At 61.3% G+C, this 17175-nt stretch carries 15 protein-coding genes, 1 tRNA gene and 1 pseudogene; 8 read left to right on the top strand and 9 right to left on the bottom strand.

Features of this window, described 5'->3' with window-relative positions; genetic code table 11:
* The first annotated feature begins 605 nt into the window (after positions 1-605).
* Entirely contained in the window at positions 606-3290 is a 2685-nt protein-coding gene (gene ppdK, locus ACS4RS_RS02285; RefSeq protein WP_439008900.1) for a pyruvate, phosphate dikinase, read from the top strand.
* A gap of 11 nt (positions 3291-3301) precedes the next feature.
* Here ppdK and ACS4RS_RS02280 read toward each other — a convergent pair whose 3' ends face one another.
* Both ACS4RS_RS02280 and ACS4RS_RS02275 read right to left on the bottom strand, forming a co-directional pair.
* Complete coding sequence (locus ACS4RS_RS02280) at positions 3302-3577, bottom strand: hypothetical protein (RefSeq protein ID WP_439008901.1); 276 nt, start codon at positions 3575-3577, stop codon at positions 3302-3304.
* 304 nt (positions 3578-3881) lie between these two features.
* Positions 3882-4079: a hypothetical protein gene (locus ACS4RS_RS02275; RefSeq protein ID WP_012556860.1), complete on the bottom strand. Its 198-nt coding sequence runs from the start codon at positions 4077-4079 to the stop codon at positions 3882-3884.
* Between the two features lie 122 nt (positions 4080-4201).
* Here ACS4RS_RS02275 and ACS4RS_RS02270 point away from each other — a divergent pair, with 122 nt between their 5' ends.
* Positions 4202-4447, top strand: a complete 246-nt coding sequence (locus tag ACS4RS_RS02270) for a hypothetical protein (RefSeq protein ID WP_037073946.1) — start codon at positions 4202-4204, stop codon at positions 4445-4447.
* A gap of 15 nt (positions 4448-4462) precedes the next feature.
* Here the strand turns inward: ACS4RS_RS02270 and ACS4RS_RS02265 are convergent, their stop codons facing one another.
* Positions 4463-4852, bottom strand: coding sequence for a hypothetical protein (locus ACS4RS_RS02265; RefSeq protein ID WP_439008902.1), 390 nt, complete (start codon positions 4850-4852; stop codon positions 4463-4465).
* A 345-nt stretch (positions 4853-5197) separates the two neighbouring features.
* Here ACS4RS_RS02265 and ACS4RS_RS02260 point away from each other — a divergent pair, with 345 nt between their 5' ends.
* Entirely contained in the window at positions 5198-6103 is a 906-nt protein-coding gene (locus ACS4RS_RS02260; RefSeq protein ID WP_439008903.1) for a DUF1499 domain-containing protein, read from the top strand.
* Positions 6104-6345: 242 nt separating this feature from the next.
* Here ACS4RS_RS02260 and ACS4RS_RS02255 read toward each other — a convergent pair whose 3' ends face one another.
* Genes ACS4RS_RS02255 through ACS4RS_RS02245 form a run of 3 tightly spaced genes read right to left on the bottom strand, consistent with a single transcriptional unit; the run spans position 6346 to position 9455 of the window.
* Entirely contained in the window at positions 6346-8079 is a 1734-nt protein-coding gene (locus ACS4RS_RS02255; RefSeq protein WP_439008904.1) for a DUF4166 domain-containing protein, read from the bottom strand.
* Positions 8076-8525: a DCC1-like thiol-disulfide oxidoreductase family protein gene (locus ACS4RS_RS02250; RefSeq protein WP_439008905.1), complete on the bottom strand. Its 450-nt coding sequence runs from the start codon at positions 8523-8525 to the stop codon at positions 8076-8078. The genes ACS4RS_RS02255 and ACS4RS_RS02250 overlap by 4 nt, the downstream gene beginning before the upstream one ends.
* A gap of 21 nt (positions 8526-8546) precedes the next feature.
* Positions 8547-9455, bottom strand: coding sequence for an MBL fold metallo-hydrolase (locus ACS4RS_RS02245; protein ID WP_439008906.1), 909 nt, complete (start codon positions 9453-9455; stop codon positions 8547-8549).
* A 166-nt stretch (positions 9456-9621) separates the two neighbouring features.
* Here ACS4RS_RS02245 and ACS4RS_RS02240 point away from each other — a divergent pair.
* Positions 9622-9695, top strand: a tRNA-Gln gene (locus ACS4RS_RS02240).
* A 29-nt stretch (positions 9696-9724) separates the two neighbouring features.
* Here the strand turns inward: ACS4RS_RS02240 and ACS4RS_RS02235 are convergent.
* Complete coding sequence (locus ACS4RS_RS02235) at positions 9725-11416, bottom strand: AAA family ATPase (RefSeq protein WP_439008907.1); 1692 nt, start codon at positions 11414-11416, stop codon at positions 9725-9727.
* A 111-nt stretch (positions 11417-11527) separates the two neighbouring features.
* On the opposite strand from ACS4RS_RS02235, the gene ACS4RS_RS02230 reads away from it, so the two are divergent.
* Positions 11528-12667: a hypothetical protein gene (locus tag ACS4RS_RS02230; protein WP_449313854.1), complete on the top strand. Its 1140-nt coding sequence runs from the start codon at positions 11528-11530 to the stop codon at positions 12665-12667.
* Between the two features lie 170 nt (positions 12668-12837).
* Positions 12838-13980 (top strand): hypothetical protein, encoded by a 1143-nt coding sequence (locus ACS4RS_RS02225; RefSeq protein WP_439008909.1) that lies wholly within the window; start codon positions 12838-12840, stop codon positions 13978-13980.
* Between the two features lie 75 nt (positions 13981-14055).
* Here the strand turns inward: ACS4RS_RS02225 and ACS4RS_RS02220 are convergent, their stop codons facing one another.
* Together ACS4RS_RS02220 and ACS4RS_RS02215 are read right to left on the bottom strand one after the other, a co-directional pair.
* Entirely contained in the window at positions 14056-14835 is a 780-nt protein-coding gene (locus tag ACS4RS_RS02220) for an SDR family NAD(P)-dependent oxidoreductase (RefSeq protein ID WP_439008910.1), read from the bottom strand.
* A 536-nt stretch (positions 14836-15371) separates the two neighbouring features.
* A pseudogene (locus ACS4RS_RS02215) lies at positions 15372-15990 on the bottom strand (TetR/AcrR family transcriptional regulator).
* A 111-nt stretch (positions 15991-16101) separates the two neighbouring features.
* Between ACS4RS_RS02215 and ACS4RS_RS02210 the strand changes: the two are divergent.
* Positions 16102-16788 carry a PspA/IM30 family protein gene (locus ACS4RS_RS02210; protein WP_439008911.1) on the top strand — a complete coding sequence of 229 codons (687 nt, stop codon included), beginning with the start codon at positions 16102-16104 and terminating at the stop codon, positions 16786-16788.
* Between the two features lie 50 nt (positions 16789-16838).
* Positions 16839-17120, top strand: coding sequence for a YiaA/YiaB family inner membrane protein (locus ACS4RS_RS02205; RefSeq protein ID WP_003569708.1), 282 nt, complete (start codon positions 16839-16841; stop codon positions 17118-17120).
* Positions 17121-17175: the final 55 nt, after the last annotated feature.

Raw genomic sequence — 17175 nt, 5'->3', positions numbered from 1 at the left:
GAGGCGTGGAAGAGTGGCCCGGCAGCGGCTGAGACAGTCAGGCCGACGGCCGAAACCTGCTGAAAAGGCCCGCACTTTCGGCGGAATTTTCGTAAGCACCAAAAAAGGTCGGCTTCTTTGCGGCCTGTACCCCATTTGGGTGATGCTCTTTGCGATGACTTGCATTAGAAGTTGTTTCAACGCAACCTGATGCTTCTGCGGAAACGTGGGCGGTCAAATGTGCGTATTGTCGAATTTGCAGGCGGTTTTCCGGGCAGAGGGCAAGAACCGGAAAATCGGGGGCAATTCACAAAAGCGCGCAAAGCGGCTTTCGCAGGAATTGCGTGACGACCAAGCGATAGGGCATTCCATTACTTGAGGAAAGTGCCCTGGGTTGAGGGACCCCCCGTCCGGTTTTCCTGGCCGGACGGAAACAAGGCTTTGCGGGACATGTTGCAGTCCCGCAAAGCTTTTTTTATGCCGTCTTCTTGGCCGGCGATGTTTCAATCGTTTCGAACGCGGCCCTGCCGAAGATTTATTGTGCAACGCAACATTCCGCCGCATTTGTCGATTTTCATTTCAACACCAACGGATTAAGCTAATCCCGGTTTGGTGTTGGGGGGAAGATGACCAAGTGGGTCTATACGTTCGGCGACGGGCAGGCTGAGGGCCGGGCGCGCGATCACGAGATTCTGGGCGGCAAGGGCGCCAATCTGGCGGAGATGTGCGCGCTGGGATTGCCCGTTCCGCCGGGGCTGACGATCATCGGCGATGCCTGCAACACCTATTACCGGAATGGCCGCCATATCGAGGACGGCGTAAAGGCCGAGGTGCGTGCCGGCATTGCGGGCATAGAGGCGATCACCGGCCGCCGCTTCGGCGCCGGCAGCCAGCCGCTGCTGCTCTCGGTGCGCTCCGGCGCCCGCGTTTCGATGCCCGGCATGATGGACACCGTGCTCAATCTCGGCCTCAACGACGAGACGGTGCAGGCGCTTGGCCATGATGCCGGCGACGCGCGTTTTGCCTGGGACAGCTACCGCCGCTTCATCCAGATGTATGCCGATGTCGTCATGGGCCTCGGCAACGATGCCTTCGAGGAAATCCTGGAAGACGAGAAGGCCAAGCTCGGCCATGAAACCGATACCGAACTCAGCGCTTCGGAATGGCAGCATATCGTCTCCCTTTACAAGAAGTTGATCGAGGAGGAGTTGGATCAGGAATTTCCGCAGGATCCTGAGGTCCAGCTCTGGGGCGCCGTCGGCGCGGTCTTTTCCAGCTGGATGAGCGCGCGTGCCGTCACCTATCGCCAGCTTCATAATATTCCGGAAGGCTGGGGCACGGCCGTCAACATCCAGGCGATGGTCTTCGGCAATCTCGGCAATGCGTCGGCGACAGGCGTCGCCTTCACCCGCAACCCCTCGACCGGCGAGAAGGCGCTTTACGGCGAATTCCTGGTCAATGCACAAGGCGAGGATGTCGTTGCCGGCATCCGCACGCCGCAAAGCATCACCGAGGAGGGCCGGCTTTCCTCGGGCTCGGAAAAACCCTCGATGGAAAAGCTGATGCCGGAGGCTTTCCGCGAGCTTTGCCGCATCTGCAGCGAGCTCGAAATCCACTACCGCGACATGCAGGATATCGAATTCACCATCGAGCGCGGCAAGCTGTGGATGCTGCAGACGCGTTCGGGCAAGCGCTCCACTCGGGCGGCGATGAAGATCGCCGTCGACATGGTCGATGAAAAGGTGATTACCGAGGAACAGGCGGTGCTGCGCATCGAACCCTCCAGCCTCGATCAGCTCTTGCATCCGACAATCGATCCGCGCGTCACCCGCCAGGTGATCGGCAGCGGGCTACCGGCTTCGCCGGGCGCTGCCACCGGCGCCATCGTCTTTACCGCCGAAGAGGCTGTGGAGGCGGAAGCCGAAGGCCGCAAGGTCATCCTGCTGCGGGTCGAGACCAGCCCGGAGGATATTCACGGCATGCATGCCGCCGAAGGCATTCTGACGACGCGCGGCGGCATGACCAGCCATGCGGCGGTCGTTGCCCGCGGCATGGGCATCCCCTGCGTCGTCGGCGCCGGCACCATGCGCATCGATCAGCGCAACGAGCGGCTGCTCGGCATCGGCGTCACCCTGAAAAAGGGCGACATCATCACCATCGACGGCTCGGCCGGCCAGGTGCTGAAGGGCGAGGTGCCGATGATCCAGCCGGAGCTTTCGGGCGATTTCGGCCGCATCATGGGCTGGGCCGACCGCGCCAGGCGCATGACGGTGCGCACCAATGCCGATACGCCGGCCGATGCGCGCGCCGCCCGCTCCTTCGGCGCCGAGGGCATCGGCCTCTGCCGCACCGAGCACATGTTCTTCGAGGGTGAGCGCATCCATGTCATGCGCGAGATGATCCTCGCCGTCGACGAGAAGGGCAGGCGGCTGGCGCTCGACAAGCTGCTGCCGATGCAGCGGCTGGATTTCACCGGCCTCTTCACCGTCATGCACGGCCTGCCGGTGACGATCCGCCTGCTCGATCCGCCACTGCACGAATTCCTGCCGAAGACCGATGACGAGGTTGCCGAAGTGGCCTTCGCCATGGGCATGGAGGCGCAGGCTTTGCGCCAGCGCGTCGATGCGTTGCACGAGTTCAACCCGATGCTCGGCCATCGCGGCTGCCGGCTGGCGATCTCCTATCCTGAGATCGTCGAGATGCAGGCCCGCGCCATCTTCGAGGCGGCGGTTGCCGCAGCGAAGGAGACCGGGGCTGCCGTCGTGCCGGAGATCATGGTGCCGCTGGTCGGCCTGCGCTCCGAGCTCGATTACGTCAAGGCGCGCATCGACGAGGTCGCCGGCGACGTGATGCGCGAGGCCGGCATGAAGATCGATTATCTCGTCGGCACGATGATCGAGCTGCCGCGCGCGGCGCTCCGCGCCCATGTGATTGCCGAGGCCGCCGAATTCTTCTCCTTCGGCACCAACGACCTGACGCAGACCACCTTCGGCATCTCGCGCGACGACGCCTCGGCCTTCATCCCCACCTATCAGCGCAAGGGCATCATCGAGCACGATCCGTTCATCTCGCTCGATTTCGACGGTGTCGGCGAATTGATCAGCATCGCCGCCGAACGCGGAAGGCAGACCCGCAACGACATGAAGCTCGGCATCTGCGGCGAACATGGCGGCGACCCGGCCTCGATCCGTTTCTGCGAAACGATCGGCCTCGACTATGTCTCCTGCTCGCCGTTTCGCGTGCCGATCGCCAGACTGGCGGCGGCGCAAGCGGTCATTTCAGGAGGTCTGAAAGACCTCCGGGGAAAATAGTCAGCCCGGCGTCAATGATGATGGTGCCAGCGATCGCGGTAGATATAGGGGCCGTTCAGATCCCAGGCCATGCTCTGCATCATCTCGGCACTTTGCGCCCGCGATTCGGCCCGCCGGTCGAGATCGATGCGCTGCAGGCAGGTGGCAAACCCATCGGTGCCGCGGCGGAAGCCATAGCTCAGACACCGCTGCTCGTCCGCCGCCCGCCGCTCCTCCGGCGTCATCGTCTGGCAGGCGGAAAGCCCGGCCGTCACGGCAAGCAGGGTGATGAGAAGGGGAATGCGCATTGGTGTGTTCCTAGCTTTTCCGGAAGGAAATGCCATTCGGGCGGTGGCGTCAAGCGACGGGTGAGATAAGGTTGATGACGTCAATGGTGTGCCGTGCCGCCCCTCATCCGACCCTGCGGGCCACCTTCTCCCCGCTGGGGCGAAGGGGTTATGCCGCGACCCCTCGATTCCCTCTTCTCCCCGGCGGGGGTCCGAAGGACGGGTTGAGACCGGTGGCTCAACCCCGGTCGGTGCCCGTAGGGCGGATGAGGGGGCCGCCGACGCCGAGCTTAACCTCAAAAAATGAGGTGGGGAGAAGGGGAGGCTACGCCGCCCCGGCCGGATCGCCGATCGGCAGCAGCGCCGGATCAAGCGGCGGGTCCTGTGGGTTCTTCGTATCGGCCGGGTCCTGCGCCGGGGTCAATGGCGGCTTTTGCTGGATGGGGTCGGGAATGCCGGGCGTCGGCGTCGGGCCGCGGGGCGTATCGGCGTTCGGGATTGGCATCGGATCTCTGTTCGGCATGATCGCCTCCTTTTCGAAAAAAGGAACGGCATCGGCCGCACTTGGTTCCACTTTCGCCGGCCACCTTCCTATGCATAAGGGGGATTTCTCTGTATGAGAGGCCGGCAAGCATGGGAACGAGCATGGCCATCCGCGATCGATTTTCGAAGAAACTGAACTGCCCGCAATGCGGCAATGAGGGCTTTGCCGAGGCCTCGGAGATCGACGATCCCAAGCGCAAGCACCCGGATTTCAAGGTCGATCAGCTGCCGCGCGGTTTTGGCGTGCAGCGGCCTTCCAATCACCAGGAAAGCTTCATGCTCAAATGCGAATGCGGCCGCAAATTTCCCTTCCGCAGCCTGGCGGAGGCTGCGGCCGAGCGGCGTTAGAACGCAGGGTCAAACTTAAATCCGCTCCAGCAGTTCGATGAAGGCGTCGGCGAAACGCACCAGATGCGCGGTCTCCTCATCGGGCGCCTGCATGCGGATTTCGGTGCCGGCATAATCGAGCAGCGCCAGCACGACACGCATCTGACTGCCGCCATCGGGAATACGCAGCACGGCGATGCGGCGGCAATCCGCGATAAGACCGCCGGCCGGCAGGTCGAACAGCAACTCGCCGCCCGAGCGCTGTGCTGCCTGGCGCACCGCCTCGCAGAAGCCGGCATCGCCGCCGGCATAACCTTCGAGCGAAAGTTCGAGCTCGAGCAGCTCCAACGGCAGCATCGGCTCGGTATGGTCGATCCCGCCAAGCGCAGACGCCTGCGGCTTTGCTGCTATCTCGGGTGAAATCATCCCGTCTCTCCTTGCCTTTGAATTCGGAGATGAAACCGCGGCAGAATGGCCTTTTTTTGGCATATCAGCAAGGGCTCATGAAGTGGGCGGCCTTTCGCCTCGGCCATCCCAGGCGAATTCCAGCTGATATTCCAAGACAACAGTTTCAATTCAGCCAGATCTTGCCCAGATCCGGATGATTTTAGGCCGGGCTGGCCTAAAATCTGAATCCGGATCCAAATCAAAGAAATAGAGCATGATGTCGTCCGAAAACCGCTTCACACTTTTCGGCATCATGCTCTAAACAGGGTTGTGGCGATTTGCGTTGTTTGATGGCGCGGCGCTGACGAGCAACCGGTAAGTTTGATGGCCATCCGTTTCGACCGTCCCATTTCAGGCGCCGCCCGCTTTTCGCGGCTGCTCGGGGCGTTTTCGCTGGTTCTGGCGCTGGCGGTGCTGATCGCCCATCGCTTCGGCGGCCTTGCCACCCCCTATCTCGTGCTGCTCCTGATCGCCGCCGCCGGCTGCGGGCTGCTGGCCGCCATGCTGGCGGCAATCGGCCTGCGCAGCCTCTGGATGACTGGCGCCGAAGGCGGGCTGGCCGCACTCGCCGCCCTGATCTATGCCGCCTTTCCACTTGCGCTCGGCGCCTTTGCCGTCGAGCGTTATATGACCCTGCCTGATATCTACGACGTCTCCACCGACCCGGTCTCCGCCCCGGACTGGCTGTCGACCCCGAAATCCGATCAGATCTGGCTGAAGCGCAATCTCGTGACGCCCGAGGATCGCGAAAAGCAGATATCAGCCTATCCCGAGCTGACCGGCCGGCGTTATGAGGGCGCGCTCGACCGCGTGCTGGAAGCGGTGCGCAAGGTCGCCAAACAGAGCGGCTTCACGATCGTCAGGAGCACCGGCACCAGCGAGCCCGACCGCGACCCGGAGGACGGAGCGGCAAAACCCGAGCCCGGCGACGAGGCCGTTGCCGATGCGCCCGGCATCATCCCCGTGCCGACGCCGCGCCCCTATGACGACGATGTCGCCAAGCTGATCCGCGGCGCCAACGGCGTGACGCTGCAGGCGACCAACCGCACACTGATCCTCGGCCTGCGCTTCGATATGCTCATTCGCTTGCGCGAAGAGGAGGAAACTACCTTCGTCGACATCCGCGTCGCCTCCCGCTACGGCCAACACGACCTCGGCTTCAGCGCTGAGATTGCCGGCGATTATCTGAAGGCGCTGGATGCAGAGCTGCTGGGGATTGCGGGTGGGTGAGCCGCGGTGCCGCCAAAGGCGGCAGCAATCGATCCAGTGAATCGATTGCAGCGGCGAAGGCCCTGGGCTTAAATCACAACGATCAGCCCTCATCCTGAGGTGCCCCGCCAGGGGCCTCGAAGGACGAGGGCGGGTGGCTCCGGTGGCCAGCCCCGTCCTTCGAGGCTTCGCCCTGTGGGCTACGCACCTCAGGATGAGGCTGGAGAGAGGCGGCATAAGGCCGCAGATCGCGCGCGTGCCCCTCACGCCACCACCAACCACCCCGTATATCTTACCACCAGCCCCGTCAGTCGCCCACCAATCTCCACATGGAAGTGGAACCGCCCATCCCGCTCTTCCTCATAAGTCTCCCCACCCGGCGCCAGAAACAGCGGCAACGGAACCCCGAGAAAACGCCACCCCCGCACCACCAGCCGCAACTTGTTCCCCTCCGGCACCAGCGCCACCAGCACCCGGAACGGCCCGAACACCTCGGTGAGCAGATGCCGGTCGCGGTCCTTCCCCTCGAGCTGCAGGCTGTGGAAGATCTTGCCGCCGAAATCCCGCGTCCAGATCTCCTTCTCGCCATCGGCGGTAAAACGCACCGTCACCGGCACATCCTCGCCCGCCGGGGGAAAGCCGATCAGCCGGGCGACGATGCCGGCGAGAAAGCCGCGACCGCGCTCGATCCGCGCCCGGCCGGAGGCGACGCGTGCCCCGCCTGCAGGCCCCACTGCGTGGATGGCGGCAATCGCCGGCGGCAGCCGCTCGAAGGCGCTGCCGAGAACCCTGTGATAAAGCGGCAGGCAGGCGCCCTCGCTTTCCATCCGGATCCCGGTCGTAATCTGGAAACGCCGGAATTCCGCTTCGAAATCCGCAAGCTGTAATTCGCCCGTCGCCGGCCGGGCGCCATTCTCCGGCCGGATGCCCTTGAGCAGCCGGCGCACCAGTGCCGCCACCCCGGTCACCGGAATGAACGGCCCGTCATCACCCTCGGCAATCAGATGCCAGCCGCCTGTCAGGCTTTTTCCCGCGGCATCGACGCCGGTCACACGCACGAACATGCCGCCGCGATGTTCGCCGATCGCAAAGCCGTGGCTGGCGCGCTGGATCAACCGCGAAAACGGCGTGAGCGACGGCAGGAGCTTCAGCCGCACCAGCTGTGCTGCAAGGCCAAGCAGCCGCTGCAGCGGCTGCGGCTCCGTGCCGACCCCGGTGAAGCTGGATTGCAGGCCGGCAAAGCGCGCCGGCAGCAGCGCCAGATCCGGCGCATCCACCAGCAGAAATTCGCGGGTCCGCAGCGGCACCGCGCCTGGCGGCGCCACCGTCACTCGCATCGCATCGATCAGCCCGCGCCCGCTCGAAACCTTGCCATCGCTGAGCCGCGGCACCGGTTTGCCGGCATAACTTGCGATCGCGCTGACGACATTGAGCCCGATCTTCACATGCGAGGAGGGGGCAATACCCGCCGCCACCGCCTCGACCCGGGCAAACTGCGGCGCAATGACCTCGAGCGCGGCGAAGGAAAGGGCAGGCAGGCTGCTGAGGCCGGAGAGCGCGAAGACGCCCCTCGCTCTCGCCTCGGCATCAAGCCCGCCGATCGCGGCGACGAAGCCGGTGCTGTCGGCAAGATCGGCATAATCGATGTCGAGCCCGATGCAGGCGCGCACCACCTTATAGGGGTCGTCCCCGAAGCTCTGGAACGGCCCGGAGGCATCGACGACGAGATCCGGCTGCAGCCGCGTCAGCTGTTCCGCCAGATCGCCGTCGCGATCGAAGCGCACGGCCTGCAGGCTCGCGCCGAGATTGGTGCTTCCCAGGCCCTCGGATCCATCTTTCGGCGATCGGAGATCGGCGACGAAATCGTCGGCCTTCTCGAGCGACCGCCCGGCGATCAGCAGCCGGAGCCGCGGCTCATCGCCAAGCAGCCGGGCAAGCCGGCCGCCGAACGTGCCGTAACCGCCGATGATCAGCAGCGAGAGCCGGTCGCCGCTCATGTGATGAACCGGCTGCGCTGCTCCGGCGTCGGCACCATGCAGCTCTGCCGGCCGGCGATCTTCAGCCGGTTGCGGGCGATGAATTCATAGAGCGCATCGGCGGCGCGGCGCGGCAGCAGCCGGAAGAGCCTGACCAGCGAATAGGGAAAGCCGAGGCCGGCCACCATGCGGATCGAGCCGTCCGACTTGAAGAAGGCGCGGCCGTTCTCGATGAGGATATTGGTTTCGTAATCGCGCTCGTTCAGCCCGTAATGCCGGTAAAGCGCTTCGCCGAGCGGCGTCTGGGCGGCGAGGAAGCGGTAGCGCCGCTCACTGTCATGCTTCAGCGCGAATTTCACCCAGCCGGAGCAGAAGACGCATTCGCCATCGAAGACGATCAGCGGCTGGTCATCGGCAAAGTCAGGCACATCGGCATCATCGCGATAGCTGTAAGCGGCACGCGCCATGGTAATCTCCCCATCTCACGCTTACAACAGCCGGTAGGTGGCGGCAAGAGAAGGCGGCCCATCCGCGGCAATCTCGCCGCGCTCCACGAGATCCTCGATATGGGCGAGCACGGAAAGGGCCGCCGCCCCATGACGCTTCGGATCGGTATCGCTGTAGATCGCCTTCACCATCTCGGAAATCTGCCGGTCGCCCGCCCGGATGCGCGCCAGCACCGCCCGCTCGCGCTTCAGCCGATGCGCCTTCAGCGCCGGCAGGAAACGCGCCGGCTCCCTCACCGCCCCGCCATGGCCGGGCAGCAGCAGGCCGTCCTGGCGCGCGATCAGCCGCTCGAGCGAGGCCATATAATCCGCCATCGCCCCATCCGGTGGCGCGACGATCGAGGTCGACCAGGCCATGACATGATCGCCGGAGAAGAGGATATCGCGGCCTTCGAGCGCGAAGGCGGCATGATTGGCCGTGTGCCCCGGCGTCAGCACCGATGTCAGCGCCCAGCCATCACCCGCAATGGTCTCATCGTCGCCGATCGCGATATCGGGCACGAAGTCCATATCCGAGCTCTCGGAAAACGGATTGATCTCGCCCGCCCGCAGCGGCCGCGCCGGCCGATGCGGCCCTTGCCCCACCGTCACCGCCCCCGTCGCCGCCTGCAGCCGGCGGGAAAGCGGAGAGTGGTCGCGATGTGTATGGCTGACGAAGATATGCGTCACCTCCCGCCCGCCAAGCGCAGCCATCAGCGCCTGAAAATGCGCCTCGTCCTCCGGCCCGGGATCGATGACCGCGACCGAGGAGCCGCCGACGATATAGCTGTTGGTGCCGAAAAAGGTGAAAGGCCCGGGATTCTCAGCCGTGATCCGCTCGATGCCCGGCGCCACCGGCACGGCGCGCCCATAGGCCGGCTCGAAAGCAAGGTCGAATGCGGGGCTTTCCATGAGGGGCGATGCTCGCGAGGCCGATGACACCGCCCATTCCTAGCACGGCCCTTTGCCCTCTGCAGCGCATAAATCTGCGTGAGGCGCAACTTAGTCATTGTGACAGACGGAGAGCTTTGCTAATCAGGCGTCGATTTGAGCTGGCGCTTCGCGCCGAAAGCTCTGGTGGGGCGTCGCCAAGCGGTAAGGCAACGGTTTTTGGTACCGTCATCCCTGGTTCGGATCCAGGCGCCCCAGCCAGTTTTTAAATCTAAGGCTCCGGCTCTAAACTACGCGAAGGCCCCCTTGTGCTTGTTCAGCAGCGCGGTCAGTTCATCATCACGAGGTGTTGGGGTATTGCGGTCTATCTCGTATCGGACGTGGTAGAGTTCGCTGAAAAGCTTACGAATTTTGGATAGTTTCCGTTTCCCCTTCATTAAGCCGAGAACGTCAGCGCCCACTGCTTTAGCCGCGGCAACGCTAAGCTTTCCATAATCTAGTTTCCCGATAGTCCCCGCCTTTCGTTCAAAATCTATCCGCCCATTTACGTAGCTGGTGGTGGCTTCGTCCAGCTCGCCGTCGGCCAGCTTGTTTTTGAAGTCTGCTAGATTAAATGCCGCTACGTTTGCGGCGAACGCAGTAATGACTTCGTCAGAGCAAAAGTATGCCTCGATGTCGATGCCTAGAGTCACGAAGGGCTCTGCTCCTAATGCGCGAATATCTTTCTTCCAAGTCTCCATTTCGTCCGGAGAAAGATAGTCTCTATCCCTATGGACGATGACAATTGCATTTGAGATGTCTTTGATCTGACGAATCAGCGGCTTGAGAAGATGAATCGATGTCACGCCATTGTACGGCAAGAGCGTCGTTTTCTCCTGGTTAAAGCCGGAATTACGAAGAAGAATATCAAAATAGCTGGAATTCTTGTCCTCCGTTAAAACAACATATTCAAAATGGCCATTCTTCAGCTTCTCTTTGATGTCAAGCGCACCTAGCTCCATTAGCAAATCAATCTGATCCTCCGGCGCGACAACACGAACTTCCCCTTCCTGCACCCAAAGCAGTCGTGCGTCGTTGTACATTGCGTCAAGCACGTGACGCGAATGCGTGGTTATAACAACTTGGACGTCTCGCTCTTCGGAAATGGTTTTTAACAACGAGCACAGAAGCCGCTGATTGTTTGGATGTAAGTGGGAGTCTGGCTCATCGAGGATGATGATGCGTGGAGAAAACAGATGAAGATAGGCCAGTATTTGTATAGCTTGAAGAAGTCCAGTTCCAGCGAGATCGAGAGGAACTTCCTTAGAGCCGTCCGTAATCGTTACAAGGATAAATTGATCAACGGTTGAATTGAAGCTTACATTGATAAAAATTCCTGGAAAAATCTCTGATAGGTCGGATTCAAATTTTATCCACTCGTCTTTTTGCTTAAGTCTATAAAGGATGTTCCGCAGAACGATGTTGGCATCCCCGCGCGCGAGAACACGAAGGAGTACGCCGTCTGAGACATAACTTTCGTTTCGCGAAACGCCCGCTAGTCCGGGCGAGAAGATGGTGAAGGGCGCTTCGAGGCTTGAAAGCCGTCGCGCGAGATCGACGTTTGAGGGCTCGACAAGAATGTTTGTGATTCGGCCTTTCCGAACTCGGACACCCACTTCATTGCCGTCATCAAAGATAAAGCCGAGATGTATTGCTTTTTCGTCGTCTTCCAGTAGTCGTCCACCGTACCCTAAAGAGTAGGGGTCTTCGGACGGTAAGTATATAAGCTCTGTTGGGCTTATTGTGGTGGTTTTCTTTGTCTGCGCCGGCCATTTATTCGATATGCTTAAAGATTGAAACAAAGTGAACGCGAAATGTATGCCTTGGATAAGTGTGCTTTTTCCCGAATTATTTCCACCTATCAACACGTTCACATTCGACAACTCAAACAAAACGCCTTCGAGGCGCTTAAAGCGCTCAACTGTGACTTGCTTAAGAATCATGCTACCGCCTCCTGCGCTAATCTTGCACAATATCTGCTTTTCGCAAGCGGTCCGTCACGTAGAGCCGGCGTAACTGAGAAATAGCCTAAAATGACAAAGCCCGGGACATGCATGACTGATAGTCGACCAAACCTTTTTATCAGCCTTTTTCAATGGCGGCCGGTCGACGACAGAACGCCAGGCGAGAACTTTCTCACCGAGGCTTTCGTTTATTGTTTGCATAGCAACGAAACGTTCCGCACGCATTGGTTCAAAAAGATCCTCGGCAGCGAGGTGATTGATGCCGAGTTGAGGATCAGCACTCGGGTTTCCCATTTGGATGATGAGCGAGAGACGACGATCTACCCTGACATCGACATTCGAGGAGTTTTGACCTCCGGCCAACCCTTCTCCCTACTGGTGGAGGTGAAATGGGGCGCGCGATACGATCACGCACAGATCGCAAAGTACGATCGGCTGATTGCAGGTAAGCCGAATTCTCACCTGGTTTTCCTCAGCGCTAATTCAATCGACTGTCGCAATGCTTCGACGCATCGCGTCTCGCTTAGCTCTACGTTTCATGTCTTTGAATGGCAGCAGATCTATTCTCTTCTTGCCACGCTCTCAAAAGACTGCCGATCCTCACAGGAACTAGTGGAATTCATGCACATTCACGGATTAAGCCCACCGGAACCGATTTCTCAGACCTTGCTCCAGAGCTACATCGCCACCAGAGATTTTACAAAACGCCTTCGCCGCTATTGCGAAAAACTCTTGAACGAATCTCCGTGGGATTTTCTGCCACTGCATTATCAAGATGCGACACGACAAGAGGTGAAGGATCAATATGGCCGCGTCGCGATCGTTTTTCGCCGGCACGACTGGAACGGGACGATCACAATTGGTTTCCTCTATTCCACTCACGATCACCAAGTGAAGTTCGCCAACGGCGGCGATGCAAGCGTGGATCTGATGATGCGCATAGAAGCCAATCCAACTGTCGTCGGGCGGACCGAGGTCGTGTCAGCGCTCCAAAAGCGGGCTGATGAAGTGCGGCAATGCGGTGGAGTGGTTCATCTGGCCGGTGATCGTGGCAATCAGAATTCTCATACGCTTTTTATCGCGCAGAGGAGTCTGAGCGAATTCCTCGACAACAGCGATGAGACGGGGCAACTCATCGCTATGCACCAGCAGATCAGTGATTGGTCCAACGCCCTTTTTGGGGGCGGGGAGCTGGAAAATGCTCTTAAGCGCTTCGATCCGATCGGATGAAAACCGGCCACCACGGCGGCACCAGCTAACGCTGTGTCTGTGGGCGCCTTTACTATATTTGCGAAAGCAGGATGATGAGCAGGCAGCATGCGACTCCCCTCCTAGTCTCGGCCGATGGATCGAGGGTTTCTCCAGTCCGGCCACTCGGGCTTGGGATAGATGGTCACGGATTGAGCGAGGCCGCTATCCAGGAGTTCGTCCATCGCCATCCGTCTTGTTTGCCAATTGCAGAGATTGATCCGCTCTTCGTCGGCCCCGTTTCGATCTGTCGCGAACTCAACACGCCAGCGGGGCCGATCGATAACCTGCTGATCACCGCGAGCGGCCTGCCCGTACTGGTCGAATGCAAACTATGGCGGAACCCTGAGGGTCGTCGCGAAGTGATCGGGCAGATCCTGGATTATTCGAAGGAACTCACGAAATGGTCGGCTTCCGATTTGCAGCGTGAAGCGAGCCGGCGCCTTGGCCGTAAAGGTAGTGTCCTGCTGGACATGGTGCGGGAGGCTGGCCACGATGTGGACGAGATCGCTTTCAATGACGCGTTGACTTTCAACCTGCGACGCGGCCGGTTCTTGCTGCTCATCGTTGGTGACGGAATACGAGAAGGCGTCGAGTCAATCGCCGAGTATTTGCAGGCTCATGCTGGTCTTCATTTCACCTTCGGTCTCGTGGAGATGCCGATCTATCTTATGGAAGACGGCTCGAGGATCATCGTGCCTCGCGTCCTGGCTCGGACGCTGACAATCTCTCGGAACGTTATCTCAGTTCCGGATGGCATGATCATCGCTGACCCTGATGATGGAGAGGATGAGTCTCAGGCGCAGTCTGACTCGCCGGAGAGACTGGCGGCACGCGCCCGCCGGCGCGAAACGAGACATCAATTCTGGTCAGAGTTCCTTGCCGGCTTGCGCCTCGACGACCCCGAGCAGATGCTACCGGCTCCGTCTTTCGGCGGACATATCGTCTTCAAGTTCGGCGCTCCTGGTGGTTCCAGTTGGTTGACCGTCTATCGCGAGGCCCGCTCCAATGCTGTGGGACTATTTCTTTCGTCAAATTTGGGCTCACCCGGAGAGCGCGCTTCACTGATGCTTGCAGACCAGGCCAGTGACATAGCTGCTGAACTTTCGGGCGCTACAGTGGATTTCTCGCAGCCGCGACCGGAGATAGCTCAGCGATATATCTTGGGCGTCCCGGATGGGCCAAATGAACGGCAACGCGCGATGGCTTGGCTCCAAGAGCGCACCAATGCATTTATCAACTGCTTGCGACCTCGCATAAGGTCCGCCCTTGCCGAGATAAGCAAGGACTCGTGAAAAAGGGGCGGCGAGGCGAGCAGGCGCCTTCCGCTTTGAACGAACCAACGTCCGGTAACCTGTCATGTCTTGTGCCTAGCCGCGCTCCTCAAACAGCCGAACCCCCGTCAACTCCATCAGCCTCCCCACCAACGCATCCTGAAACTCGACATTACCAACCTCCGCCGCCGCCTCCCGCCGCTGCCGGTGATACCAATAGCCGCCGCTGACCCTGGCCGCTCCATCATCGCTCGCCGCCAGCCACGTCTGCGTGAGATGCCCCATCTCAAGATCATCCGGCGCGCCGGCGCCGCCCATCTTGGTCGGCACCCAGCCTGGATCCACGGCGTTGCTGAAGACATCCGGCCAGTGGCGGGCGATGGCGGCGGAAAGGGTGGCGATGTAGAGCTTGCTTTCTGAATAGGCCTGGCTGGCATTCCATGGCCGCCGCTTCCAGTCGATATCGTCGAGGCTGCTGGCGCCGCTGCGGTGCATGCCGCTCGAGAGATAGATCAGGCGGTCGGGGCGGGTGATCCAGGCGGTGAGGAGATAGGGGGCGAGCAGGTTGACCGCCAGCGTCTTGGCGTGACCATCCGGCGTTTCGCCACGGCTGCGTTCGAGGTAGATACCCGCATTGTGGATGACGGCGTCCATGCGGCCGATGGCGTTGACCTGGTCGGCGATGGAGCGCGTCTCGGCGGCGCTGGCGAGATCGCCGGTGACGATGCCGAGGGCGGTAGCTGAAGTGTCTGCGATGGCGGCGGCGCGCTCGCGGGAGCGGGCGTGTAGGACGACGTCATGGCCCTCTTTCATGAGGGTGCGGGCGGCGGCGAGGCCGAGGCCATCGGTGGAACCGGTGATGAAGATGCGGCTCATGGGGGTTCCTTTCGCGTGCGGTGGGGTGGCGGCAGAGTGCTTGGGTATGGGTGCTCGGGTCAAGTCTGAGGACGACGGAGAGGGTGGGGGAGGCGATTGGCAGGAAATTTACCGATCGGGATATTTTGAGGGTGTGGCTCAAGGTAAGACGGCAAAATGTCCCGCTCGGTAAAATCGTTGGGGGGCTCTTGAGTGCGACATCCAGCGCAGACGATCGGGGAGGCCAGCCCCTCATCCGGCTGCCGCCACCGACCGGGGTCGAGCCGCTGGTCTCGACCCGTCCTTCGGACCCCCGCTTGCGGGGCGAAGGGAACAAGCTGCAAGCTCTCCGTCCCTCGCCGGCCTCTCGCGTGGCACGTCCCCTCGCCCCGTTTACGGGGAGAGGGTTAGGGTGAGGGGCAGTTTTGGGTGGAACTGCATTACCAGCGGGCATGGGTCCTCGGCTCAAGGCCGAGGACGACGGAGGGTGGGGGAGCGTTCTGCCAAACTCACTCGCCGGCCACGCTTGCACGCCCACTTCGAGCCGTCGGCAGCACTCACGCGCCCTCTTCTCTTCGCCGCTCCGCCCCGGCCGCGATCGTCTGCACCAGCTCGTCCACCTCGCGCGCCAGCCGCTCCAGCGGCAGGCCGACGAACCGGCCCTCCAGGCTGATGCTGACCACGCCGTGGACGGCGCCGAAGAGGGTGCGGGCGCGGATGGCGCGGTCTTCGGGGGGCATGTCGGGCTGCAGTTCGGCGAGCGGTTCGGCGATCACGTCCATCAGGAAGAGGTGCTCGTCGAGGTGCCATTGCGGCGTCGGGCTGGTGTCGGGGGGAGAAGTGGTCGAAGAGGGCCTTCCAGAGGTTGCGATGCTCGACGGCGAAGGCGAGGTAGCCCTGGGCGAGGTTGCGCAGGCGGTCGGTCGGGCTTTTGTCTTTGGCCTCGGGCAGGGTCAGCCTGGCCTCCAAGGCCTTCAGCGTCGCGGAGTTGACGTGGATGACGAGCTCGGCGAGGTCTGAAAAGACGGTGTAGAGGCCGCCGAGCGCGCAGCCGGCATCCTGGGTGATGTCGCGGGCGCGCAGATTGGTCAGCCCGTCGCGGGCGATGCGTTCGCGCGCCGCCTCGATCAGCCGCGCCTTCAGGTCCTCGCGTTTTTCTTCTCGTCTACCGGCCATTAACCGCTCCATTTCGATTTTTTGAACGTTGTTCAAAATTTATCTTGAACGACGTTCACGATTCTGCCATAACTCATCTCGTGAACAACGTTCATAAACCGGAGGCAAGAAATGTTCAAACTGATTTCCATTCTGTTGCGGGGCAGGGCGCATGATGCCGAACAGGCTTTTGCCGATCGCCACGCCGTGCCGCTGCTGTCCCAGCAGATCCGCGATGCCGCCCAGCAGATCCAGTCGGCGCGCCGCAGCGTCGCCGTCGCCATCGCCCAGAACGAGCAGGAGAAGGGGCAGCATGCAACGATCGTTGCCCGGATCGCCGATCTCGAAAACCGCGCCACCGCAGCGCTGACCAAGGGCAATGACGGGCTGGCGCGGGAAGCGGCCGAGGCGATCGCCTTTCTCGAAGCCGAGCGGGATGCGTCGGAGAAGGCGCAAGCCCAGTTCACCGCCGGCATCGACAAATTGAAGGGCATCGTCCGGGCCTCGGAAGCGCGGCTGCAGGCGCTGCAGCGCGGCGAGCGGCTGGCTCGCGCCACTGAGGAGGCGCAGAAGCTCGATGTCGTTGTCGCCGGTCCGGGCCTCGCGACGCTCGACGAGGCCGAGGAGACCTTGGCCCGGCTGCGCCTCCGCCAGAGCCAGAATGATCTGACGGCGGCGGCGCTGAAAGAGATGGAAGGCGCGGTTCGCCCGGCCGGCATCATCGAAAAGCTTGCCAATGCCGGATGCGGCCCGGCCCTTCACTCCTCCGCCGATGACGTGCTCGCCCGGCTGAAGAGCCGCATCGCGCCGGCCGCCTGAAATCGCATCCAATCAACCATCCATTCCATCGAACCATAGGGATTACGATCATGAACGACAGTTTCCAGAAACACTCCGCCAGCTGGGTCAGCTTCTCCTACATCTCCTTCGGCTCTGCCGCCTTCATGCTGGCGCTCGGCCTTTACATGATGCCGCTCGATCTCTGGGGCAAAGGTTATCTCGCCATGGGCATCCTGATGCTGGTGCAGACCACGGTGAATATCACCAAGACGCTGCGCGACAATGCCGAATCCGAGAAGCTGATCCGCAAGGTCGAGGATGCCCGCACCGAAAAGCTGCTGGTCAAGTTCAATCGTAGCGATGAAGATTGATCTTCCTTAACCACAGCGCAGAGTTGTTGCCGCATTCAACCAATGGGTAACAACT

It is taken from the genome of Rhizobium sp. F40D2 (assembly GCF_051810745.2).
Classification (GTDB): Bacteria; Pseudomonadota; Alphaproteobacteria; order Rhizobiales; family Rhizobiaceae; genus Rhizobium.
This window is presented reverse-complemented; position numbering and strand designations above follow the sequence as displayed.